At 38.6% G+C, this 20,310-nt stretch carries 17 protein-coding genes and 1 pseudogene; 4 read left to right on the top strand and 14 right to left on the bottom strand.

The genetic code is table 11. The annotated features are described in order from the left end of the window. Window position 1 precedes the first annotated feature (1 nt). From murQ to D0Z64_RS07140, 5 genes and pseudogenes are all read right to left on the bottom strand, one after another. On the bottom strand, window positions 2-898 hold the full coding sequence (gene murQ / locus D0Z64_RS07160; protein WP_127345826.1) for an N-acetylmuramic acid 6-phosphate etherase: 897 nt from the start codon (window positions 896-898) through the stop codon (window positions 2-4). A 36-nt stretch (window positions 899-934) separates the two neighbouring features. Further along, window positions 935-2,404 (bottom strand): annotated as a pseudogene (locus tag D0Z64_RS07155) (PTS transporter subunit EIIC); the annotation flags it as partial. Between the two features lie 214 nt (window positions 2,405-2,618). Beyond that, window positions 2,619-3,467 (bottom strand): MurR/RpiR family transcriptional regulator, encoded by an 849-nt coding sequence (locus D0Z64_RS07150; protein WP_080881874.1) that lies wholly within the window; start codon window positions 3,465-3,467, stop codon window positions 2,619-2,621. Window positions 3,468-3,655: 188 nt separating this feature from the next. Further along, window positions 3,656-4,921, bottom strand: a complete 1,266-nt coding sequence (locus D0Z64_RS07145) for a methionine gamma-lyase family protein (RefSeq protein WP_006352086.1) — start codon at window positions 4,919-4,921, stop codon at window positions 3,656-3,658. Between the two features lie 15 nt (window positions 4,922-4,936). Next, window positions 4,937-7,036 carry a putative ornithine decarboxylase gene (locus D0Z64_RS07140; protein ID WP_080881873.1) on the bottom strand — a complete coding sequence of 700 codons (2,100 nt, stop codon included), beginning with the start codon at window positions 7,034-7,036 and terminating at the stop codon, window positions 4,937-4,939. Window positions 7,037-7,311: 275 nt separating this feature from the next. Between D0Z64_RS07140 and D0Z64_RS07135 the strand changes: the two genes are divergently transcribed. Further along, a complete protein-coding gene (locus tag D0Z64_RS07135) occupies window positions 7,312-8,724 on the top strand; it encodes an APC family permease (RefSeq protein WP_050776636.1) in 1,413 nt (470 codons plus the stop codon). 37 nt (window positions 8,725-8,761) lie between these two features. Here D0Z64_RS07135 and D0Z64_RS07130 read toward each other — a convergent pair whose 3' ends face one another. From D0Z64_RS07130 to D0Z64_RS07110, 5 genes are all read right to left on the bottom strand, one after another. After that, a complete protein-coding gene (locus D0Z64_RS07130; RefSeq protein WP_080881872.1) occupies window positions 8,762-10,696 on the bottom strand; it encodes a copper-translocating P-type ATPase in 1,935 nt (644 codons plus the stop codon). After that, window positions 10,696-11,073 carry a cupredoxin domain-containing protein gene (locus tag D0Z64_RS07125; RefSeq protein ID WP_040457202.1) on the bottom strand — a complete coding sequence of 126 codons (378 nt, stop codon included), beginning with the start codon at window positions 11,071-11,073 and terminating at the stop codon, window positions 10,696-10,698. Before D0Z64_RS07125 ends, D0Z64_RS07130 begins: the two co-directional genes overlap by 1 nt. Window positions 11,074-11,084: 11 nt before the next feature. After that, the gene (locus D0Z64_RS07120; RefSeq protein ID WP_080881871.1) at window positions 11,085-11,525 is read right to left on the bottom strand and encodes a CopY/TcrY family copper transport repressor; all 441 of its coding nucleotides are present in this window, start codon (window positions 11,523-11,525) and stop codon (window positions 11,085-11,087) included. A 98-nt stretch (window positions 11,526-11,623) separates the two neighbouring features. Next, a complete protein-coding gene (locus tag D0Z64_RS07115) occupies window positions 11,624-12,037 on the bottom strand; it encodes a helveticin J family class III bacteriocin (RefSeq protein WP_080881870.1) in 414 nt (137 codons plus the stop codon). 584 nt (window positions 12,038-12,621) lie between these two features. Continuing rightward, window positions 12,622-13,932, bottom strand: coding sequence for an NCS2 family permease (locus tag D0Z64_RS07110; RefSeq protein WP_080881869.1), 1,311 nt, complete (start codon window positions 13,930-13,932; stop codon window positions 12,622-12,624). Window positions 13,933-14,093: 161 nt separating this feature from the next. Between D0Z64_RS07110 and D0Z64_RS07105 the strand changes: the two genes are divergently transcribed. Both D0Z64_RS07105 and D0Z64_RS07100 read left to right on the top strand, forming a co-directional pair. Further along, on the top strand, window positions 14,094-14,309 hold the full coding sequence (locus tag D0Z64_RS07105; RefSeq protein WP_127345824.1) for a MerR family transcriptional regulator: 216 nt from the start codon (window positions 14,094-14,096) through the stop codon (window positions 14,307-14,309). Between the two features lie 168 nt (window positions 14,310-14,477). Continuing rightward, entirely contained in the window at window positions 14,478-14,828 is a 351-nt protein-coding gene (locus tag D0Z64_RS07100) for a hypothetical protein (RefSeq protein ID WP_127345823.1), read from the top strand. 66 nt (window positions 14,829-14,894) lie between these two features. On the opposite strand, the gene D0Z64_RS07095 is transcribed toward D0Z64_RS07100, so the two are convergent. Together D0Z64_RS07095 and D0Z64_RS07090 are read right to left on the bottom strand one after the other, a co-directional pair. Continuing rightward, entirely contained in the window at window positions 14,895-16,202 is a 1,308-nt protein-coding gene (locus D0Z64_RS07095; protein WP_127345822.1) for an NCS2 family permease, read from the bottom strand. Window positions 16,203-16,430: 228 nt separating this feature from the next. Next, complete coding sequence (locus D0Z64_RS07090) at window positions 16,431-17,738, bottom strand: NCS2 family permease (RefSeq protein WP_127345821.1); 1,308 nt, start codon at window positions 17,736-17,738, stop codon at window positions 16,431-16,433. Between the two features lie 238 nt (window positions 17,739-17,976). On the opposite strand from D0Z64_RS07090, the gene D0Z64_RS07085 reads away from it, so the two are divergent. Next, a complete protein-coding gene (locus tag D0Z64_RS07085; RefSeq protein ID WP_127345820.1) occupies window positions 17,977-18,846 on the top strand; it encodes a GRP family sugar transporter in 870 nt (289 codons plus the stop codon). Between the two features lie 49 nt (window positions 18,847-18,895). Here D0Z64_RS07085 and D0Z64_RS07080 read toward each other — a convergent pair whose 3' ends face one another. Further along, window positions 18,896-19,582, bottom strand: a complete 687-nt coding sequence (locus D0Z64_RS07080; protein WP_127345819.1) for a deoxynucleoside kinase — start codon at window positions 19,580-19,582, stop codon at window positions 18,896-18,898. 33 nt (window positions 19,583-19,615) lie between these two features. Further along, window positions 19,616-20,263: a deoxynucleoside kinase gene (locus D0Z64_RS07075; protein WP_080881862.1), complete on the bottom strand. Its 648-nt coding sequence runs from the start codon at window positions 20,261-20,263 to the stop codon at window positions 19,616-19,618. Window positions 20,264-20,310: the final 47 nt, after the last annotated feature.

Below are 20,310 nucleotides of genomic sequence, written 5' to 3'. Positions count from 1 at the left end.
TCTATTCTTTGCTGATTACTTTGCCTACTTGTCCATTATTTTCTTTAAGCAAAACTTGAGCTGCTTCTTTATCTTTCTTTGTCTTAAGCATCACAATTGCTAAGCCAACATCATTATTTGTTTTCTTAAGCGTTGACAAGGCTGTTTCCTTATCAGCACCGGTGGCAATATTGATAATTCGACAAGCACGATCAACTAGCTTGGAATTGGTAGGTTGAACATCAATCATAATGTTTTCATAGACTTTTCCCTGACGAATCATAACACCAGTTGAAATCATGTTAAGAATCATTTTTTGTGCAGTTCCCGACTTCATTCTAGTTGAACCAGTAATAACTTCAGGCCCTACTACTGCCTCAATTTTGATATCGGAGTGCTGTCCAATTTCTGAATTTGGTACGCAAGCAATTGAAACAGTTAATGCTCCAACTTTTTTAGCATAATTGAGACAGCCAATTACATATGGCGTGCGGCCACTGGCAGACAAACCAAGAACAGTATCGTTAGCGGTTAAATTAAGCTCTCTGAGATCTTTTTCACCAAGCTCCGGGGAATCTTCCGCCCCTTCTACTGCACGGTACATGGCTCCTTTACCGCCGGCAATGAGACCGACTGCGCGTTCAGGCTTAATGCCATAAGTCGGTACAAGCTCTACCGCATCGAGAACTCCGAGGCGTCCACTTGTCCCTGCGCCTACGTAGACAAGCCTTCCGCCTTTAGCATATCTTTCAGAAGCTTGATCAATAGCTTGAGCAATTTGAGCATCCTGTGTACCAACAGCAGCAGCAACTTTTTGATCTTCATGATTAATGGTTTTTACCATCTCTAATGTCGACATTGTGTCGATATGAAGAGTAGCAGGATTGCGAGTTTCCGTAATCAAATTTTTGATCTGCATATTCATATCCCTAAATTTCTATCGTTTTTATTTATTAACTAAACTACCATCTTCATTTTTGGCAACCATAGCTGATTTTGGTGTACCGAAGAAGTAGGTAGCAATAAAACCACCAATGTAAGCTGCAAGCAAGCCTAAGCAGTATGCCCACCACATGTTATGAGCGATAAGTGGAATTAAAGCCCAACCTGATGTACCAATTGCAATCGCACCTAAGTGTGGGAACATGCCAATAACGGCACCACCTATACCACCACCAACACAAGCAGTAATAAATGGTCGACCTAAAGGTAAAGTTACACCATAAATTAATGGTTCACCAACACCTAAAATACCGACAGGCAAAGCCCCTTTAATCAATTTAGTCAATTGTTTGTTGTGACGGCATTTAATCCAAAGTGCAATTGCAGCACCTACTTGACCAGCACCGGCCATTGCTAAGATTGGAAGAAGTGGAGTATAACCCATCTTTTGAATCATTTGCAAGTGAATTGGGGTCAAAATTTGGTGTAAACCAAGCATTACCATTGGTAAGAAGAACAGGCCGAGAATAAATCCGGCAAATGGACCACCAACAGCTAGTACCCAGTTAATTGAGCCAACTAGTGAGTTAGATACCCAACCAGCTAAAGGCATAATCAGGAAGACTGTAAATAGTCCCATAATTAAAACAGTTAAAAATGGAGTAACAAGGATATCTACACTGTCCCATACATGCTTATGGAAGAATTTTTCTATATAAGACATTAACCATACGGCAAGAAGGACACCAATAATACCACCTTGTCCAGCAGCTAACGGCTGACCATCAAAAATGTTAGGAATTGTTACTGGAGCAACTACTCCTGGCAAGTAAACAACACCGCCGATAATACCGCCAAGACCTGGAGTGGCACCAAATTCTTTGGCAGTGTTAATCCCAACGTAGATGTTTAAGTAAGCAAAAAGAGCGCTGGAAATCATGCTTAAAACGGTAATTCCAAGACTCCAACTGCTTGGCAGCATTTTTACAGCCAACATGTTCTTCAAAATACCGACGACACCTGAAATTAAACCGGCACCGATGAAGGCTGGAATTAATGGAACGAAAATTGAAGAAATATGTTGTAAAGCTGCACGCCACCAAGTTTTCTTAAGAGCTGCTTTATGAGCGGCATGAACTTCGGCAGCTTTTTTTTCTACTTCTTTTTTGCTAGATTGATAGCTGCTTTCGGTAGTTTTCAGATTGTCTGGAAATACTTCCCCTTCTTTTACACCGACTTCGGCACACATCTCTGCGGCCACTTTAGTGTTGATACCAGGGCCTAATACTATTTCGAGAGTCTCAGCTTCAACTACGCCAATTACGTCATTGATAGCCTTTAATCCGTCAACGTCGACCTTAGACATGTCTTTGATAGTGATTCTTAAACGTGTCATACAGTGAATTAATTTAGTGACGTTCTGTGGACCACCGATTTTTTCATAAATCTGGTCGCCGAGAACTTTATATTTGTTTTCCGACATTGTTCTTCTCCTCCCTTAGAGTTGAATTTTTTGAAATTTTATTTCAGCCGAAAAGCAGATTCTTAACTGAAAGTGCTTTCTAAAATTAAGATTAATGCCAATATTAGCGGGTGTCAATAAATATTTACAATATAATTTAATTATTAGAATGTGAATTTTTTGAAATAATATTTCAATATTTAGAATAAAAAAGGCCCCAAATTGGGGCGATAGATTAGTTTTTCTCCTTCAGATGATTGGTAATCCTGGAGGTTGCTTTCATCCTATTTTCTAATTTGGGCACGTCTTTTGCAATTAAACATAAATAGAGCAAACATGACATTGTCATTTCACTGAATAAAGAGTTAATTGCTCCTACTCGCAGCAACTGTTCATTACTTGGAAGGGGCAAAATGATGCTAGCCAATTGAGAAAGTGCAGAATTTGAGTCGCGGGTGATGGCGATTATCGGTGTTTGATTATGATGAGCTTGTCGAGCAGCCAGCAAGATCTCCTCGGTTTGTCCGCTGTATGAAAAAATAATCATTACATCTTTGGGTGTAGTGAAATATGACTGCTCTAAAGCAATATGAACGTCATCATCATAAAAAGCTTTTCGTCCAATTCTAATTAGTTTGTAGTATAAGTCCTTAGCTGGAAGTCCTGATGCTGCCACCCCTTCTAAATAGATGCTATCTGCTTGTTGCAGTAAGGAAGCGGCGATTCCTATTTCTTTTGTATTATTTAATTTAACGAATTCTGTTAGATTTTGCTGCAACGATTTTTCCAATTTTAATAAGACTGTTGTCGATGTATCACCGTTTGCAACAATGGTATCGAAATCATCGTTCTCTTTTTGCGGCGCATCTTGTGCAAGCTGCAATTGAAAATCTTTTAATCCTTTGAACTCCAATTGCTGACAAAAGCGTACAACCGAAGCTGCACTAGTTTTAGTGATTTTTCCCAATTCTTGCGCATTGTTGGTTAAGAAGGTAGCAGGATTTTCCAACAAATAATCAGCAATCTGCCTAGAGGTTTTTGATAATTTTGGGTAATCGTGCAGAACTTTGTCTTTTATTTTCATTTTGATGCCTCGCTATTCTAAGAACTCCTTTTCATTTCAAATATTAGCTATAATGAAATAATTTTTCAATTAAAAGCTTTTTTGAGCAACTGAAAAAATGAAGTGGACTCCTAAATATTAATTTTTCAAAAATAAAAATCCCTTTAAACTAATAGCTTGAAGGGATTTTTGCTGTCTATTTTTCTTTTTTATTTCTTGTAAAAGGTATCTTCTACGGCTCTGGTGATCGCAATTTTATCATGCGCATAAGATAACCCACCTTGGATGTAAAGGCGGTATGGTGGACGAATTGGACCATCAGATGACAATTCAATAGTTGAGCCTTCTACAAAACTCCCAGAGGCCATAACGACTTGATCTTCATAACCATCTTGGTGGTAAGGAATTGGATCAACGAAGGAGTTCATTGGAGAATAGTGTTGAATTGCAGCACAGAATTTAACCATTGGATCTGGATCACCGAAAGTTACGGTTTGGACAATATCAGTTCTTGGATCATTCCATTTTGGCATGACTTTCATACCCATTTCTTCAAGTAAAGCAGCGGTATAAACCATGCCTTTAAGAGCCTCACCTGTTGTGTGAGGAGCCATAAAGAAGCCTTGGTAAATGTCGCGTAAGAAGCCCCAGGTTGGGCCTTCACCCTTACCGGCACCAGGAACATTTAGTCTGGAACCAGCTTGTTCGATCAAATCTTTGCGCCCGACTAAGAAGGCACCACCTTTAACAATACCAGCACCTGCATTTTTGAATAAAGATCCAGCCATCATGTCAGCACCGTAAAATGTTGGCTCTTCGCATTCGGAAAATTCACCGTAGCAATTATCGATAAAGATATTAACATCAGGACGCACTTCTTTGATAAATTTAAGCATCTTCTTGATCTTTGCCATCGTAAAGCTTGGGCGAACAGCATAACCAAGTGAACGTTGAATGGCAACTACCCTGATGGACTTGTCCTGCAAGTCTTTGCGCGCTTTTTCATAATCGACCTCATTGTTTGGAAGCAATTCAGTAGTTTTGAAGTTAATGCCCCATTCCTTCATGTTTCCCGGCTTGTTCCCGGCCAAACCGATTACTTCTTGAATGGTGTCGTAAGGAGTTCCTGTTAAGTAATAGAGCGTATCACCAGGCCGAAGCATGCTAAATAAAGCGGTGGCAATGGCATGTGTTCCGGATGAAAACTGATTTCTTACTAAAGCGTCGTCAGTCTTGAAGTAATCTGCATAAATTTGTTCAATCTTGTCACGGCCGATATCATCGTAGCCGTAACCAGTAGAAGGAACCAAATCTTCTTCACCGACATTATGCTTTCTAAATAAGTCCAAAACACGTTGCTGGTTATAAAGAACCTGCTCATCAATTTCTTTTAATCGAGATGCAATTAATTGATCAACTTTGTCGACTTTTGCGCTTAATTCTTTAGGCAAATTTTCTTTCCATGATAAAACCATAATTTTCTCCTTTATTTATTTTTCCTTCAATACTTCTGCTTGTACTAAAATCTTGCCATCTTTTTGCTCAGAAACATAGACTCCTTGAATTTCTGGTACAAAGCCAGGGAACTTTTCAATTGCGCCTGCCAGAACTTCGAAATACTTTTGGTCAATAGCCGACCATCTTTCTCCTGGAGCTACGATGAAGACGCCTGGTGGATAAGGCAAAGCTCCTTCGGCTGCGATGCGTCCTTCTACGTTCTGCAGATCGACCAGTTCGCTTTGGTTGCGCATAAACAAGTCGTCGGCCTTAGCTGGGATCATTACATAGTTTTGCATATCTTTTTTAGCAAAAAGCTCCTTTTGCAAAGTAAAAGTTTGATTTTGTTTGTAATACTCATGCATTTCTTGGCATAAACGCTTTAATGTATAGCCAGCATAACGTTTAGGATAGCGTTTGGCCAGTTTAGGCAAGGCTTCAGCTAATGGAGCATCTTCATTGTAGAATTCTTCGAATTTCAAAAATGCATCCAGTAGCGTGTTGAGCTCTTCTTCAGTATCTCCTGGTGTCAGTAAAAACAGCAGAGAGTTCAAGTCTGCCTTGGCCCGAATGATTCTTTTTTCCATTAAAAATTCAGAAACGACTGCTCCCGGAATGCCATTTTCCTCATACCGGTCATGTTTAATATCAATTCCTGGAGTGACAACGGTGATCTTAAGCGGATCAAGCATTGCCTCACCGTTTGCAATTTGATTGAAACCATGCCAAGAGTCTTCATGCTTGAAATTCCAGTATTCACTGTGGGTCATTAGTTCTTCAGTTGGGATTTTAGCAAAATTGTCAGGGACAAACGGCCGGAATAATTTAGATTTTTTCAGCAGCTTTTTTCTGAATTCAATTCCTAATCTTAAAGTTTGGTCCCACCATTTCTTGTTGCCAGCTCCAGCCGTCAAATAAGAATTAACGGTTAGCGAAGCATAGAGCGGATAAGAGTAGCTGGAAGTGACAAATTTTAGGTATGCATTGTTGAAATGCTTGTGGTCAACATAGCGTGCCTGTCCTTTGATGTGCGAGTCTTTTTTCAAAATCTGTGAAGCTTGAGCCATACCGGCTTGTTGCTTGTGCAAAGACTGAGTAACCAGAATGCCGGGGTCATCAGGGCCATAATTGTAAGCCAATGGCGATAAGTGCTTCATGATTGGTACGAATTGCTCAAATCCGCCCCAAGCACAGTCGAATAAGATGTAGTCACATAGCGAACCAATTTTGTCGATCAGCCATTTGGCATTGTAAAAGAGACCGTCATAGGTTTCAGATTGAATAATCGCTAATCTAAATGGACGCTTGGCCTTGGCTTTTTCGGGTTCGACCTTGGCAATTTCTTGTCGTAAGTATTTTTCATCTAATGCACGTGGATTCATTTCACCGATTAAGCCTAATGGATTACGGTCCGTAGGAATGTAAACGGGTTTGGCTCCCGTCATAACTAGAGCACTGTTATAGAGCGATTTATGGTTGTTGCGGTCAAATAAGACTAAGTCTCCTTCACGCAGAATAGCCTTCGCACAAATCGAATTGGCACTAGTTGTACCATTTGTACAAAAGTAAACTTTGTCAGCATTGTAGGTTTGTGCAGCCTTTTGTTCGGCCGTTAAAGGCGTTCCAGCATGCATCATTGTGTCGCCTAATTCAGCGACGGTATCGCTGGTATCGGCGAACATTAAATTTTTACCGAAAAAGTGATTGAAAATAGCACCAGCTGGGTGTTTAGCATAATATTGCCCATTGTGGTGGCCTGGCGTGGTGAAGCTGATAGGCTTATCTTGGGCAAAATGAATTAAATCGGATAAGAAGCCAGGAACCATTTCTTGCGTGTATTTCTGTGCAGTCTTTTCTGTTTGGGCGAGCTCATTTTTATTTAGCGTTGCATCTGCAATTTCGATAATTGGGATTCCTAAACCGGATGCTTTTTGCAAATCATGTGCCAATCTTAATGATGCTTGATCACTGGCGTTAACAACGATTGCGGCAAGAGATGCAGGGTCAGTGTTTTCAGTTAGAGAAATGGTGTGCCAATTTTCTAATTGCTTGAACTTCACATTCTTGCCATAGGCGATTTTTAGAAAATTCATAAATTATTCTCCAAAAACTATTGCAAATAAAGAATAAATCTTTATAGTCTTTGACGTACATTTTTACACTTTATGATTAAAATTAATATTGAATTGAGAATAATGTACTAAGATTAGATTATATCTACATTGAGGCTATATACAAGTGAATTTGCGGAATCTATGTACTTGCATACAATTGAAGCCACTAAATATTAATCGCGGGAATTAGCAATATAATTTAATATTTGGAGGATTAAAAGTTGGATACTTTGGAACCGACGAAAAATCATTATATGAGTTGGCCAGTAATTGCATTGATTGACTTTGTAACCATCATTAGTTTTGAAAATATCTTTTATCCTTTTCAAAACCAAGGTTTATCAGTTGTAATTTCCTGGATTTTCTTACTGTTTACTTATGTTATTCCTTATGCTTTGATTTCTAGTCAAATGAGTTTGACCTTCGACAATCAAGCGGGAGGCCTTGCTTCATGGGTACGTCACAGCAGCAATGATACTTTGGGCTATTGGACTTCATGGATGTATTGGGTTCAGAGCGTACCATATATCGTTGATGTTTCTAACTCGATAATCGTTTCTTTTAGTTGGATCATTTTTGGTGACAATTCATTGGATAAAAGAATGTCGACCTTCTGGTTTGGGATGCTGACTTTTGTCATCATTTTGATTTTCATTCTATTGGAAAATCGTTTGAAGAATTCATTGGAAATTCTTTCTTTAATTGGTGGTGGCGCAATGTTTATTATGTCCATGCTGTTTGTTTTGCTAGCAGGCTGGGCTGTTATGCATGGTCACCATATTGCAACGCAGCCATTTAACTTGGGTGCATTTAAACCATCATTCAGTTTGAACTACTTCTCAACTACAGGATTGCTGATCTTTGCCATGTCTGGTGCTGAATTGGCTGCGCCTTATGTATCGCAAATGCGCAATCCTAAGAGAGATTTTCCTAAGGCAATGTGGATGTTGGCAATTATGACCGGATTCTTAACAATTTTTGGGACTTTGGCTTTGGCAATGTTCTTTAATGCACACCATATTCCACATGACTTTAAGATGAATGGTCCATACTATGCTTTTCAATTATTAGGAAACAGTTTAGGTATCGGCAAGACTTTGATGTACATCTTTGCCGTAGTTCAAGCACTGTTTATGATGGCCCAATTGGCGGTATTGCTTGATGCTTCAAGTCGTGTATTTGCTGGGGATGTTGCTGACAGATTTATGCCTAAATGGTTAACTGAAAAGAAAAATAAGAGCGGACGTCCGGTCCACTCCTACACTTTTACTGTTGGCTTGAGCTTGTTCTTGCTTTTGCTAACGGGAACTTTGCCTAATATTAATACCATCTATAATTGGTTGTTGAACATCAACGGAATTATTTCACCATATAAGACTTGCTGGGTTTTCTTCGCCTTCGTAGCAATGCGGATGCACCAAGAAAGATACCACTCAGATTATGTCTTTATCAAAAATAAAACTGGAGCTTTAACCGTTGGTTGGTGGTGCCTGATCTTCACTTTCGTTTGTGCTACTTTAGGATTTATTCCACAAAATGTAAAAATGGGTACACCTGCATTTAGCCACCAATTGATTATGAACTTTATCACTGTTTTCGTACTCTTTGGTTTAGGGTTGATCTTGCCATGGATGCGTAAGCATGAGGAAAAGAAAAATAAGCAATAAGACAATAATTATAATTAAAAAAGACGTAGCTTTAATGCTACGCCTTTTTGCTATCACCAGCAATTTTGGCTTTATTCAAAAGCAAGGAGCTGCTGACAACAGACACGGATGAGAATGCCATTGCTAAACCGGCAAGTTCAGGACTTAAGGTCAAACCTAATCCAACGAATAAGCCGGCGGCAATTGGAATGCCGATCGTGTTGTAAATGAGTGCCCAGAAGAGGTTTAATTTAATTCGGTTGAAAGTTTTCTTGGAAATATCAAGAGCCCGTACAACACCGCACAGATCGTTTTGGACAAGGACAATTCCACCAGAATCAATGGCAATATCAGTACCAGAACCCATAGCAATTCCAACATCGGCGGTTGATAGTGCTGGTGCATCATTTATACCGTCGCCGACAAAAGCTACTTTACGACCTTCAGACTGCAACTGTTTGATTTCACGTGCTTTTTCCGTGGGCAAAATTCCAGCGATTACTTGATCAATTCCAACTTCGTTTGCAATTGCTACGGCTACTTTTTCATTATCGCCTGTCAGCATGATTGTCTTTAAGCCACGCTTTTTAAGTTCAGCAATTGCTTCCTTGGAACTAGGCTTAGGAGTATCTTGGATTGCAATTAAGCCAATAATGGTAGTGTCTAAGCCAACATAGACCACTGTTTTTGCTTGGCTTTGCAATTTTGCAGCTTGTTCAATTATTTCCTGGGAAATTTTTGCATCTTTCAAAATTTTTTCACTGCCGACAAAAGCATTTTGCTTTTGATAAATAGCTCTTATGCCCTTTCCCTCGACTGCGTGAAATTGAGTGATTTGCTCTAGGGGTACCTTTGCTTCTTTAGCTTTATTGACGATTGCTGCAGCCAATGGGTGCTCAGAATTTTCTTCGAGGCTGGCCGCAATGGTCAGCACTTCGTCTTGCTTTCCGACAATATCGGTAACAACTGGCTTACCAATGGTAATTGTTCCAGTTTTATCAAAAACAACAGTATCAATGTCGCTAACTTCTTCTAGAACTTCCCCATTTTTTATCAAGACTCCCATTCTGGCACTTCTTGCAGTTCCTACCATTAAAGCAGTAGGTGTTGCCAGTCCGAGTGCACATGGACATGCAATAACAATTACAGAAACAGCGAACAGCATTGCTTCAACAGCAGTTGCACCCAGAAACGCAAACCAAATAATAAAAGTCAAAATAGCAATAATGAGAACGGCTGGGACGAAAATATTGGAAATTTTGTCAGTAATATTTTGGATTGGTGCATGGCTGGTCTGGGCCTTTTTGACCAAATCTACGATTTGACTCAGCATGGTATCTTTTCCAACTTTAGTTGCTTTGAAAATTATCGTTCCATTGCTGTTGATGGTTGAACCAACGACAGCATCGCCTTTTTTCTTAGCAACTGGCATGCTTTCACCTGTTACCATTGATTCATCGATCGTAGATGAACCATCGGTAATAACACCGTCAACAGGAATTTTTTCGCCGGGTTTAACGCGAATTAAATCGCCAACTTCTACTTCTACAAGTGGAATTTTAATGTATTCGCCGTTGCGCCAAACTTCAGCGTCCTTTGCCTGTAGATTCATTAATTTTGCTAAGGCATTTGAGGCGTTGTCATGCATTTTTTCTTCCATTGCATCGCCCAGAAGAACGAAAATGGTTACAAAAGCAGCACTTTCAAAGTAGACTTCTCGACCAGTGAACATCGCAAAAATACTGTAAAAATAGGCCACGGATGTACTCACAGCAACTAGCGTATTCATATTGGCGTTATGCTTTTGAAACGCTGCCCAGGCGCTTTCCCAATATGGAGCGGCTGAAATTGCCATGATGATTGTCGTTGTGATCAGAGCGATCCAATTATATCCTGGCATCATCCAGTGAAATGGCATGGCCACCATTTGAATCAACATCGGAATAGCCAAAATAAAAGATATCCAAAAGCGCTTAATATTTGAAAGTTTCATTACTTCACAATAACCTTTCCATGAAACATGTCCATTCCGCAAGCAAAATTATAGGTAGTAGCCTTGTCGGTTGGAATATTGATTTTAGTAACTTTTTGCTTAGTTAAATCTTTATTAATGCCTAGTTGTTCAAAAACTACATGTGATAAACATGCTGTGGAGTCCTGCATGTCAAACGCAATTTGGGCAGGCACACCCTTTTTCAGTACAATCGTTGATGGTGAATAGCCGCCTTTTACAACGATTGTCGCGTTTTGCTGGTTGTTTGAAACATGGCTGCTGCCCACTGCCTCAGTGTGTTTGCCAAAGAACCACCAAATAATAAAACCAATTAATCCAAGTCCGATAATAATTGCCAAAATTTGAAAAACAGTCATTTTATTCACTCCTAACATAAATGCGCTTTATCCGGTAAACAGTTGCAGGGAACCTTTTCCGGTGCGTCTTTTTCTTTTTCAGTGATAACCTCTTTCATCTGAGCTAAATCTTTTTTAGAAATTGGTGAATCAGATAATAGCTTTAAGATGACTTCGCCTTTATGCATGTCACACATGCGGTTTAAGCGCTCCTGAGCGGCTTCAATCATAATCTGCGTCTGACTAACCGTAGCTGTGTATATAAACCGTCTGCCGTCCTTTTTTGTTGCAATGAGTCCTTTTTTAACCAAACGGCGCAATAAAGTTTTGATTGTTGACTCCGTCCAGTTCTTTTTAGCTTGCAACTCTTCGATTACTTGAGTAGAACTAGCGTGCTTTAATGTCCAAACAATGCGCATAATTTCCCACTCGCTATCAGAAATGGTGCTTTCGTTTTCTTGCAATTTAACCATAATAGTTTTCCTTTCGTTTACAATGTAACTATACTCTTTAAGTTTACAAATGTAAACAATGATGCAACAAAAAAGAGAGTCTTCTTGACTCTCTGATTTTATTGCACAACATTTGCGACCCAGTAAATTCGATTTTCAGATACGGAATGAGCTTTATTCTTTTTATGATATGCCGTAGTTAAGCTTAGATTAGTTGCTGAAACATCAACACTTTCTAGCTCAGTCGCAATTTTGCGCCAGTGAGAACTGGTTACTTTATAATGCGTCCATTGAGTATATGATGTTGCGCCCAATGGGATTTTAACTAGTTCACGTGGAAACGAGCTCTTGGTTCGAGTTGGACGACGCTCACGTGAAATATAGATAGTTAAATTATTATCAATTGCGTATCCTTGAATAGAGTTTAACTGGTGTTTTTTATGTCCGAACAAATGATTAATATGAAATGCTTTTACTTTTTCTATTGAATCAAGGTTAACGGCCTTATTCTTCTTATGAGCTACGCAATCCAATGCATAATTGACAGAGTTTAAGCTGTGATCTCTTTACGTGCGGATAAGCAGCTTGCACTACATCAGTAGCGTAATTAAATGCGTTAAATGGGGAAAAGAACTTAGTTTGGTTACTAGTTATGATCCTTTAGGAAATCTTACGCGAGCAAGTTCGGTATCCCAGCCGCTCTTAGTATGACGTGGTTTAGCACCGACGAACCATCTACCGCTTTTGGCATGGCACGTTCAATGATTGAATCATTGCCTACCTCTTGCAATGAATAAATGTATTTTGATTTGATAACTGCTTTTTTGAACAACATCAGCGGTTAAATTTTTAAGTCGATAAACTAACCGGGGTGTGGCAGTCATAGTAGCTAAAACAGTGGTTCGACAGTTTGCTAATAAAGCAAAGGCAAAAATACTGACAGAACCGATAATAAATTTATGTATAATGCGATCTTTTATTCTTTCCCAATTCTCCAAAAAATACAACCAGATATCTATGATAGGATAATGAGAATAAATGTAAATGAATGAAAGGGCTTAAAAAAGGACAAATTTTCAGATTTAATAAAATTTGTCCTTTTAAAAATTGTTTTTATCTATAAATTAGTGATCAGGAAGAAGCCGATAAAGATGAAGAACAGAATATACATCATTATTGAAACTTCTTTATAACGCTTAGTTGCGATCATTGTAATTGGGTAAGCGATCATACCTAAAGCAAGTCCGTCAGAAATACTGTAGGTAAGTGGCATACCGACAACGATTAAGAAAGCAGGAAAAGCAATTTCAAATTTTTCCCAATCGATTTTCTTAAGGTTGGATGCCATCAAAACACCAACAATAATTAATGCCGGTGCTGTTACAGTGGTTGGAATAACCGTCAAAAGTGGACTGAAAATCATTGAAATCAAGAAGAAGATTCCGATGAAAATCGCAGTTAAACCAGTACGTCCGCCCATTGCAATACCGGCACTTGATTCAACGGATGTACCAAGTGGAGCAGTACCACAAATTGCACCTTCGATCATTGCAGTTGAATCTGCGGCGAAGGCTCGACCAATCCGTGGAATTTTGCCATTTTCATCAACCAAACCAGCTTGTTCAGTCATTCCGATTAAAGTTCCCGCAGTATCAAAGAAGGTAACAAGCAAGAAGGTCAAAACGACGATAAACAATTGAGGAGTGTTAATATCCTTCAAGTGGAAAATGGCCTGTCCAAAAGTTGGTCCCATAGATGGTGGGGTAGAAATAAATGTATGTGGCAAAGGAATTTGACCAATACAGATTCCGAAAATCGCGGTAACGATCATGCCGATAAAAATCGAACCTGGAACATTCATTGCCATTAAAATAACTGTAAGTACAAGGCCAAATAAGGTGATCCAAACGGCTGGTGAAGAGAATTTACCCAGAGTTACAAGTGAAGAACTGCTATTAACAATCAATTTACCATTTTGTAAACCGATGAAGGCAATAAATAACCCAATTCCGGCAGAAATAGCATATTTTAAATCCTGTGGAATGGCATCAACGACTAATTCACGCAGGTGAAGAGTCGTAATTAATACGAACAAAATTGAAGCAACTAAGACAGCTGCTAACGCTGTTTGCCAATTAATGTGCATATTGCCACAGACATTATAAGCAAAGAAGGCAGCACTTCCTAAAGTGGGAGCCAATGCGATAGGATAGTTGGCAACTAATCCCATAATGAAACATCCGATTGCGGTAGCGATCGCTGTTACGGTAAAGGCAGCTCCAGAAGGGATTCCAGCTGCGTGCAAAATGTTTGGGTTAACGAATAAGATGTAGGAGAGACTGACAAACGTGGTTAAAGCAGCGATTAACTCACGTTTAACAGTGGTATGAGCATCTTGTAAATGAAAGACTTTATCTAATGTCTGCATTTAAAAATTTCCTCCAAAATATTAATACTATAAAATGTATTGTATTTAGTTTAGCACAGATTGTTCGTGTTTGAAGTGACATTTCCTGGGAAATAAAAAAAGAGGCTTGACCTTAACGCATCGTAAACCTGTATTTTATATAGTAGAAAGAGGTGACAGTAATGTCAGATGATAAATATAGTGTTAGCGAGGCTGCAAAATTGGCTAACGTTTCGCCGAGGACGGTTCGATTTTATGACGAAAAAAATTTAGTTTCACCATCAAGCGTTGGAGAAAATGGCTATCGGATTTATACAGCCAAAGAAGTAGAACAATTAAAATTGATTTCGTATTTAAGAGAACTGGGCCTTTCTTTAAAAGACATCAAAAATTGCTAGCTGACAAGAATAGCACGCGGTCATTTCAGCTTTTGATTGAAAGACAAAAAGAAATTAACGAAGAAAAAATAGAAGCATTAAAAGATAAACAAAGGCAAATAAAAAATTTTGAAAAATCTTGCGTCCACGAAACTTGAAAAATGAAAATGTTGCTGACTTACAAAAATTATGAGAAATGAAATTAAGTTGACGCATTACAGAAGAAAAATGTGGGTTTATGCAGCGATGCTTTTCTTAATTGAAATAATCGGAATCTATGGCACAGTGCTAATGGCTAAACAAGAAAAAGCTTTTGCAGCAAGTCTGACTTTTGCCATAATGATGATTTTAATTATTATTGGTGGCACATTATTAACGTTGATGTATTATCGTAATGTAGCGTATATTTGCCCGAATTGCGGTAGAAAATTTGTTCCAAAACTTAAACAGTTTTTCTGGGCTGCTCATACGCCTAAATTCAGAAGACTGCGTTGCCCTGAATGCCATAAAAAATCATATTGTCTGGAAGTATCACGATAAACAATAAAACCGAGTTCAAATTTGGACTCGGTTTTTTCTATGATTGAAAGAGATTTTTATATAAGGTTAGATGTTTAATACTGCAAAGTAAATGATGAAGACAACGAACAGCAACCACATCATAGGTGTAATTTGCTTGAACTTCTTAGCAGCAATCATTGAAAGTGGGTAAACAATAATTCCCCAAGCTAAACCATCGGAAATTGAATAAGTAAGTGGCATACCTAAAACAATTAAGAAACATGGAATAGCAACTTCCAGGTTGGTCCAGTGAACGTGGGCCAAGTTTTCAGCCATTAATACACCAACGATGATTAAGGCTGGAGCAGTGACTTGAGTGGTAAAAGCACTAAGGATTGGACTAAAAATCATTGAAATCAAGAAGAAAATCCCTGTCCAAACAGCGGTTAAACCGGTTCTACCACCGACGGCAATACCAGTACTTGATTCAATGAAAGCACCAACTGGTGAAGTACCAAGAACAGAACCAACAAGCATACCAGAAGAGTCGGCAGCCAAAGCGCGACCTGCACGTGGCATCTTGTTGTCCTTCATTAAGCCAGCTTGTTGAACCAATCCGATTAAAGTACCAGTAGTGTCAAAGAAGGTAACAAGCAAGAAGGTTAAAACGATGATCCACATCTGAATGGTATTAATATAGCTAACGTGGAAAATAGCTTGACCAAAGGTTGGTGCGATGCTTGGAATTGATGAAACGATAGAAGTAGGCATTGGAATTTGGCCGATGCAGATTCCAAAAATAGCTGCCAAAATCATTCCGATAAAGATAGCACCAGGGACACGAGCGATCATCAAGAAAATAGTGACAATTAAACCAAAGATCGTAATCCAAACGGTTGGGTTGGTTAGAGCACCGATTGTAACCAAGGTTGAATCACTGTTTTGGATTAATTTACCACCTTGCAAACCAATGAAAGCAATAAATAAACCAATACCAGCTGAAATAGCATATTTGATATCTGCTGGAATCGCATCAATGATCATCTCACGGATTTTAAATACCGTTAACAAAATGAACAAAATTGAAGCTACGAAAACGGCAGCCAATGCTGTTTCCCATTTAACTTTCATTCCTAGGCAGACGGTGTAAGTAAAGAACGCATTCAAGCCTAATGTTGGAGCAGAAGCAATTGGATAATTAGCTACAAGCCCCATCACAATACAAGTAAAAGCAGCTGCTAAGGCTGTAACCGTGAAGACAGCGCCTTTATTCATTCCGCTGGCACCCAACACGTTAGGGTTAACGAAAAGAATATAAGACATACTTACAAAAGTAGTCAAACCTGCTAATAATTCTGTTTTAAATGAGGTTTTGTTCTCACTTAAATGAAAAAAACTATTGATAGAATTCATGTAATCCTCCAGAATATATTGTTCGTAAATATCTGATTATATTCTATAAATTAAAGATAAAATACGAAGATTGTAATAAAATACCGAATGTTCAATTTTTATTATAACTAAATAGTTAACAATTACAACGTTTTTAATTAAATATATTCGGTTTTTTCTAAATAAATCTTTGGCAATAAAAAAACTGACCTAAGTTTTCACTTAGATCAGCAACATTAATTACTAAAATTAGAAATTCAAAACCCACAAGAAAATTATAAAGACAACGAACAATACCCACATCATCGGGCTAATTTCCTTGCCACGTTTTGCAGCAAGCATACAAATTGGGTAGGTGACCATTCCCCATGATAAACCATCAGAAATACTGTAGGTAAGTGGCATTCCTAAGATGATTAAGAATGAAGGAACGGCAATTTCAAGCTTATTCCAGTGAATATGAGCGGTATTTTGAGCCATCAAGACACCAACAATGATCAAAGCTGGAGCAGTAACTTGAACGGTAAAGACACCTAAAAGTGGGCTGAAGATCATTGAAATTAAGAAGAAAATAGCTACAAAAACGGCTGTCAAGCCAGTTCTACCACCTACAGCGATTCCGGCACTTGATTCAACGAAAGCACCAACTGGTGAAGTACCAAGAACGGAACCAACCATCATCGCACTTGAGTCAGCAGTTAAAGCTTTACCGATACGTGGCATCTTATTGTTTTTCATAAAGCCAGCTTGTTGGGCCAAACCAATCAAAGTACCGGCTGTATCAAAGAAGGTAACTAATAAGAAGGTCAAAACAACAACCCACATTTGAACGGTATTAATATCTTTAATGTGGAAAACAGCTTGACCAAAAGTTGGAGCCAAACTTGGAGCTACGGAAATTACCTTATGTGGAAGGGCAATTTGTCCAGTGCAAATACCGAAAACAGCAGATAAAATCATTCCGATGAAGATTGCACCAGGCACTTTCAAAATCATTAAGACAACCGTTACAATCAAACCAAAAATGGTGATCCAAACGAGTGGATCGTGGAAGGAGCCTAAACCAACCAAGGTTGATTTGTTAGCAACAATCAGCTTACTATTTTGCAAACCTAAAAAGGCAATAAACAAACCGATACCAGATGAAATAGCAAACTTCAAATCAGCTGGAATTGCGTCAATGATCTTTTCTCTCAACTTGAACAAAGTAATCAAAATGAAGATGAAAGAAGCAACAAAAACGCTGGCCAGCGCAGTTTGCCAGGAAACATGCATGCCTACACAGACGGTATAAGCAAAGAAAGCATTGATTCCTAGAGCAGGTGCTTCACCGATTGGATAGTTGGCGACAATCCCCATAATTGCAGTACCAAGTGCTGCGGCAAGGGCAGTAGCAGTGAAAACTGCACCGGTATTCATACCAGAAGCACCTAAAACATTAGGATTAACAAATAAAATATAAGACATGCTGATAAAAGTAGTTAAACCGGCCAAAAATTCGGTTTTAACTGTCGTCTTATATTTATCAAGCTGAAAATAAGACTTAATAAAATTCATTTTTATCCCCCGTATATAATGTTCGTGTTTTTATCCCAATTCAACAACTCTTTTACTCTATCATTCTCATATAAAAATGTAAACACGAATTATGAAAGAAATCTTATTAAAAATAGTTATTTATTGTTTGGACTTATTTCTTCGATTGAATAAAATAATTGACTTTCCGGTGATTCAACCGCTAAAATAACTTCATTCACTTACTTTTAGATAATACAAACATAGGGAGAAAAAATTTATGAATATTGTGTATATGCTGCTACCGGCACTGGCTTGGGGCATTTTGCCGCTTGCCGTTGCACGGATTAATGGGAAACCGATTAATCAGATTTTCGGAACTGCAGTTGGAACGTTAATCGTTGGATTAATTACCTTGCCTTTTATCAAGGCTGCTACTGCTCTTGATGGCAAAACATTTTTGATGGCTGCTTTGGCTGGTGCCTTTTGGGTAGTGGGCCAATTAGGTCAGTATACTGGATATGCCAAGATCGGTGTTTCTGAAACAATGCCAATCTCAACTGGTTTGCAATTAATCGGAACTTCATTGGTTGGGGTTGTGATTTTTGGAGAATGGGCTTCAACTAATGCTAAAATTTGGGGCTTTATCGGAATTGCTCTTTTAATTGTGGGAGCAATCCTTACCTCTGTTTCAGCTTCCGGCACAAGTGAAGGCAGTGAAAAGAATCAAGTCGGCACTATTATCATGTTGGTCTGCACCACGCTTGGTTTTATCATTTACAACGCAATTCCACGTGCTTTGAGCGCATCTGGTTTAGCAATTTTCTTCCCAGAATCAGTTGGGATGGTTGTTGCAGTTTTAATTTATCTGCTATTTACCAAGCAAATGAAAGAAATAAAGTCAAAAAGCAGCCGGCAAAGCCTGCTTGCTGGTTTCATCTTTTCAATTGCGGCAACGACCTATATCTTGTCAGTTAAAGATAATGGCGTTAACACGGCATTCGTTGTTTCTCAACTTTCAGTAGTTATTTCTACCTTAGGCGGAATGATTTTCTTGCATGAAAAGAAGAGCAAGGAGGCTATATTCTTTACTATTACTGGTTTGATTTTAATTTTTGCTGGTGCAATTTTAACTACTATCATGCATTAATTTCATTAAATAAAAATTCCTGCGAGAATATAATCTTGCAGGAGTTTTTTTATGCTTCGATTTGAATATCGGTCGATTTATTCCAGTTGAGTGGCAATTTGCCGATAGATTTCAATTTAGCAACGATTTGATCCAAGACGATCTCACGGTCCTTCTCAGAAGCTATAAAATCAAACTTGTCACCATCGATTTCCATCTTAGGTGAATGATCATATTTTTCATACCATGGCTTGTAGTAGCTTAATAAACGCTTATAGTAGTCTTCTAGCGTTGAATCGTAACTAAGCTGTTCATACGGACGACCACGTTTTTGAATTCGTTTGATCATCGTATCATATGAAACATTAATGTGAACAAGCAAATCTGGGTTCTTCTTCGGCATCCGCTTCAATTCGCCCATCATATTGTTCAATAATTCATAGTAGGTATCTACTTCTTCTTGTGTGGCACGACCAATATCTGCGTTCATTTGGAAAAATAAGGCATCTTCATAAATTGAACGGTCAAGTACGTTATTATCTGCGGTTAAGGCTTCTTTGATACTGTGAAAACGCGTATTTAAAAAATATACTTGAAGCAAGAATGCGTACTTTTTTGGATCAGCATAAAAGAGTGGCAGAACAGGGTTGTCGTCAACACTTTCGTAGAATGGCTTAGTTCCTAAATATCTAGCTAAAATACTGGTTAAACTGGATTTACCGGCTCCAATTGGCCCGCTTAAAACAATAACTGTCATCACGTTCCTTCTTTTTTATTTCATTCATTAAGACTATAAGTTACCGATTTGGTGCAACTTATCATCAATTTCATTTAATACTTCTCGTTGAGCACCCATGTTGGTGACAAAATCAAGCTTATTACCATCGATCATCATCTTAGGAGATGCGTCATAGTGTTCATACCATGGTTCGTAGTACTTCAAAAGGCGAGCATAGTAGTCCTTTAAACCTGGATCAGTGCTGATTTGTTCAAAGGATCTGCCGCGCTTCTTGATTCTAGCAAGCATAGTATCAAGAGAAACATGGATGTAGATAAGCAAATCTGGCTTTTTGCTTGGATTGCCAGGCGTGTCTTCCATCATGTTTTCAAGCAAATCGTCGTAGATCTTGAACTCAGTTGGATCGGCAATCTTGCTATCCACGTTCATCTTGAAGAAAAGTGCATCTTCATAAATTGAACGGTCAGAAACGCTGTTCTTTTCTTGAACTGCTTGATTAATTTGAGCTAAGCGGTGGTTGAGCAGATAAGTATTAAGCAAGAAGGTATAACGCTTCATATCCTTGTAGTATAGGGGAAGAACGGGATTGTTATCGACGCCTTCATAAAATGCTTGCGTACCTAGATGTTCGGCTAAAATACTGGTTAAACTGGATTTTCCGGCTCCAATGGGCCCACTTAAGACAATAACTTGAATCACACTCTTTCTTCAACACAATATGTAGAACATTAAATAGTTTAATACGA

The sequence above is a fragment of the Lactobacillus amylolyticus genome (assembly GCF_003999355.1).
GTDB lineage: Bacteria > Bacillota > Bacilli > Lactobacillales > Lactobacillaceae > Lactobacillus > Lactobacillus amylolyticus.
Note: the sequence above shows the minus strand (reverse complement) of the source record. Positions and strands in the feature narration are given on the sequence as shown.

Excerpts from the sequence above, each read along its gene's own strand:
- murQ (WP_127345826.1), bottom strand. The coding sequence starts at position 898 with ATGCAGATCAAAAATTTGATTACGGAAACTCGCAATCCTGCTACTCTT.
- D0Z64_RS07150 (WP_080881874.1), bottom strand. The coding sequence starts at position 3,467 with ATGAAAATAAAAGACAAAGTTCTGCACGATTACCCAAAATTATCAAAA.
- D0Z64_RS07145 (WP_006352086.1), bottom strand. The coding sequence starts at position 4,921 with ATGGTTTTATCATGGAAAGAAAATTTGCCTAAAGAATTAAGCGCAAAA.
- D0Z64_RS07140 (WP_080881873.1), bottom strand. The coding sequence starts at position 7,036 with ATGAATTTTCTAAAAATCGCCTATGGCAAGAATGTGAAGTTCAAGCAA.
- D0Z64_RS07135 (WP_050776636.1), top strand. The coding sequence starts at position 7,312 with ATGAGTTGGCCAGTAATTGCATTGATTGACTTTGTAACCATCATTAGT.
- D0Z64_RS07130 (WP_080881872.1), bottom strand. The coding sequence starts at position 10,696 with ATGAAACTTTCAAATATTAAGCGCTTTTGGATATCTTTTATTTTGGCT.
- D0Z64_RS07125 (WP_040457202.1), bottom strand. The coding sequence starts at position 11,073 with ATGACTGTTTTTCAAATTTTGGCAATTATTATCGGACTTGGATTAATT.
- D0Z64_RS07120 (WP_080881871.1), bottom strand. The coding sequence starts at position 11,525 with ATGGTTAAATTGCAAGAAAACGAAAGCACCATTTCTGATAGCGAGTGG.
- D0Z64_RS07110 (WP_080881869.1), bottom strand. The coding sequence starts at position 13,932 with ATGCAGACATTAGATAAAGTCTTTCATTTACAAGATGCTCATACCACT.
- D0Z64_RS07105 (WP_127345824.1), top strand. The coding sequence starts at position 14,094 with ATGTCAGATGATAAATATAGTGTTAGCGAGGCTGCAAAATTGGCTAAC.
- D0Z64_RS07100 (WP_127345823.1), top strand. The coding sequence starts at position 14,478 with ATGAGAAATGAAATTAAGTTGACGCATTACAGAAGAAAAATGTGGGTT.
- D0Z64_RS07095 (WP_127345822.1), bottom strand. The coding sequence starts at position 16,202 with ATGAATTCTATCAATAGTTTTTTTCATTTAAGTGAGAACAAAACCTCA.
- D0Z64_RS07090 (WP_127345821.1), bottom strand. The coding sequence starts at position 17,738 with ATGAATTTTATTAAGTCTTATTTTCAGCTTGATAAATATAAGACGACA.
- D0Z64_RS07085 (WP_127345820.1), top strand. The coding sequence starts at position 17,977 with ATGAATATTGTGTATATGCTGCTACCGGCACTGGCTTGGGGCATTTTG.
- D0Z64_RS07080 (WP_127345819.1), bottom strand. The coding sequence starts at position 19,582 with ATGACAGTTATTGTTTTAAGCGGGCCAATTGGAGCCGGTAAATCCAGT.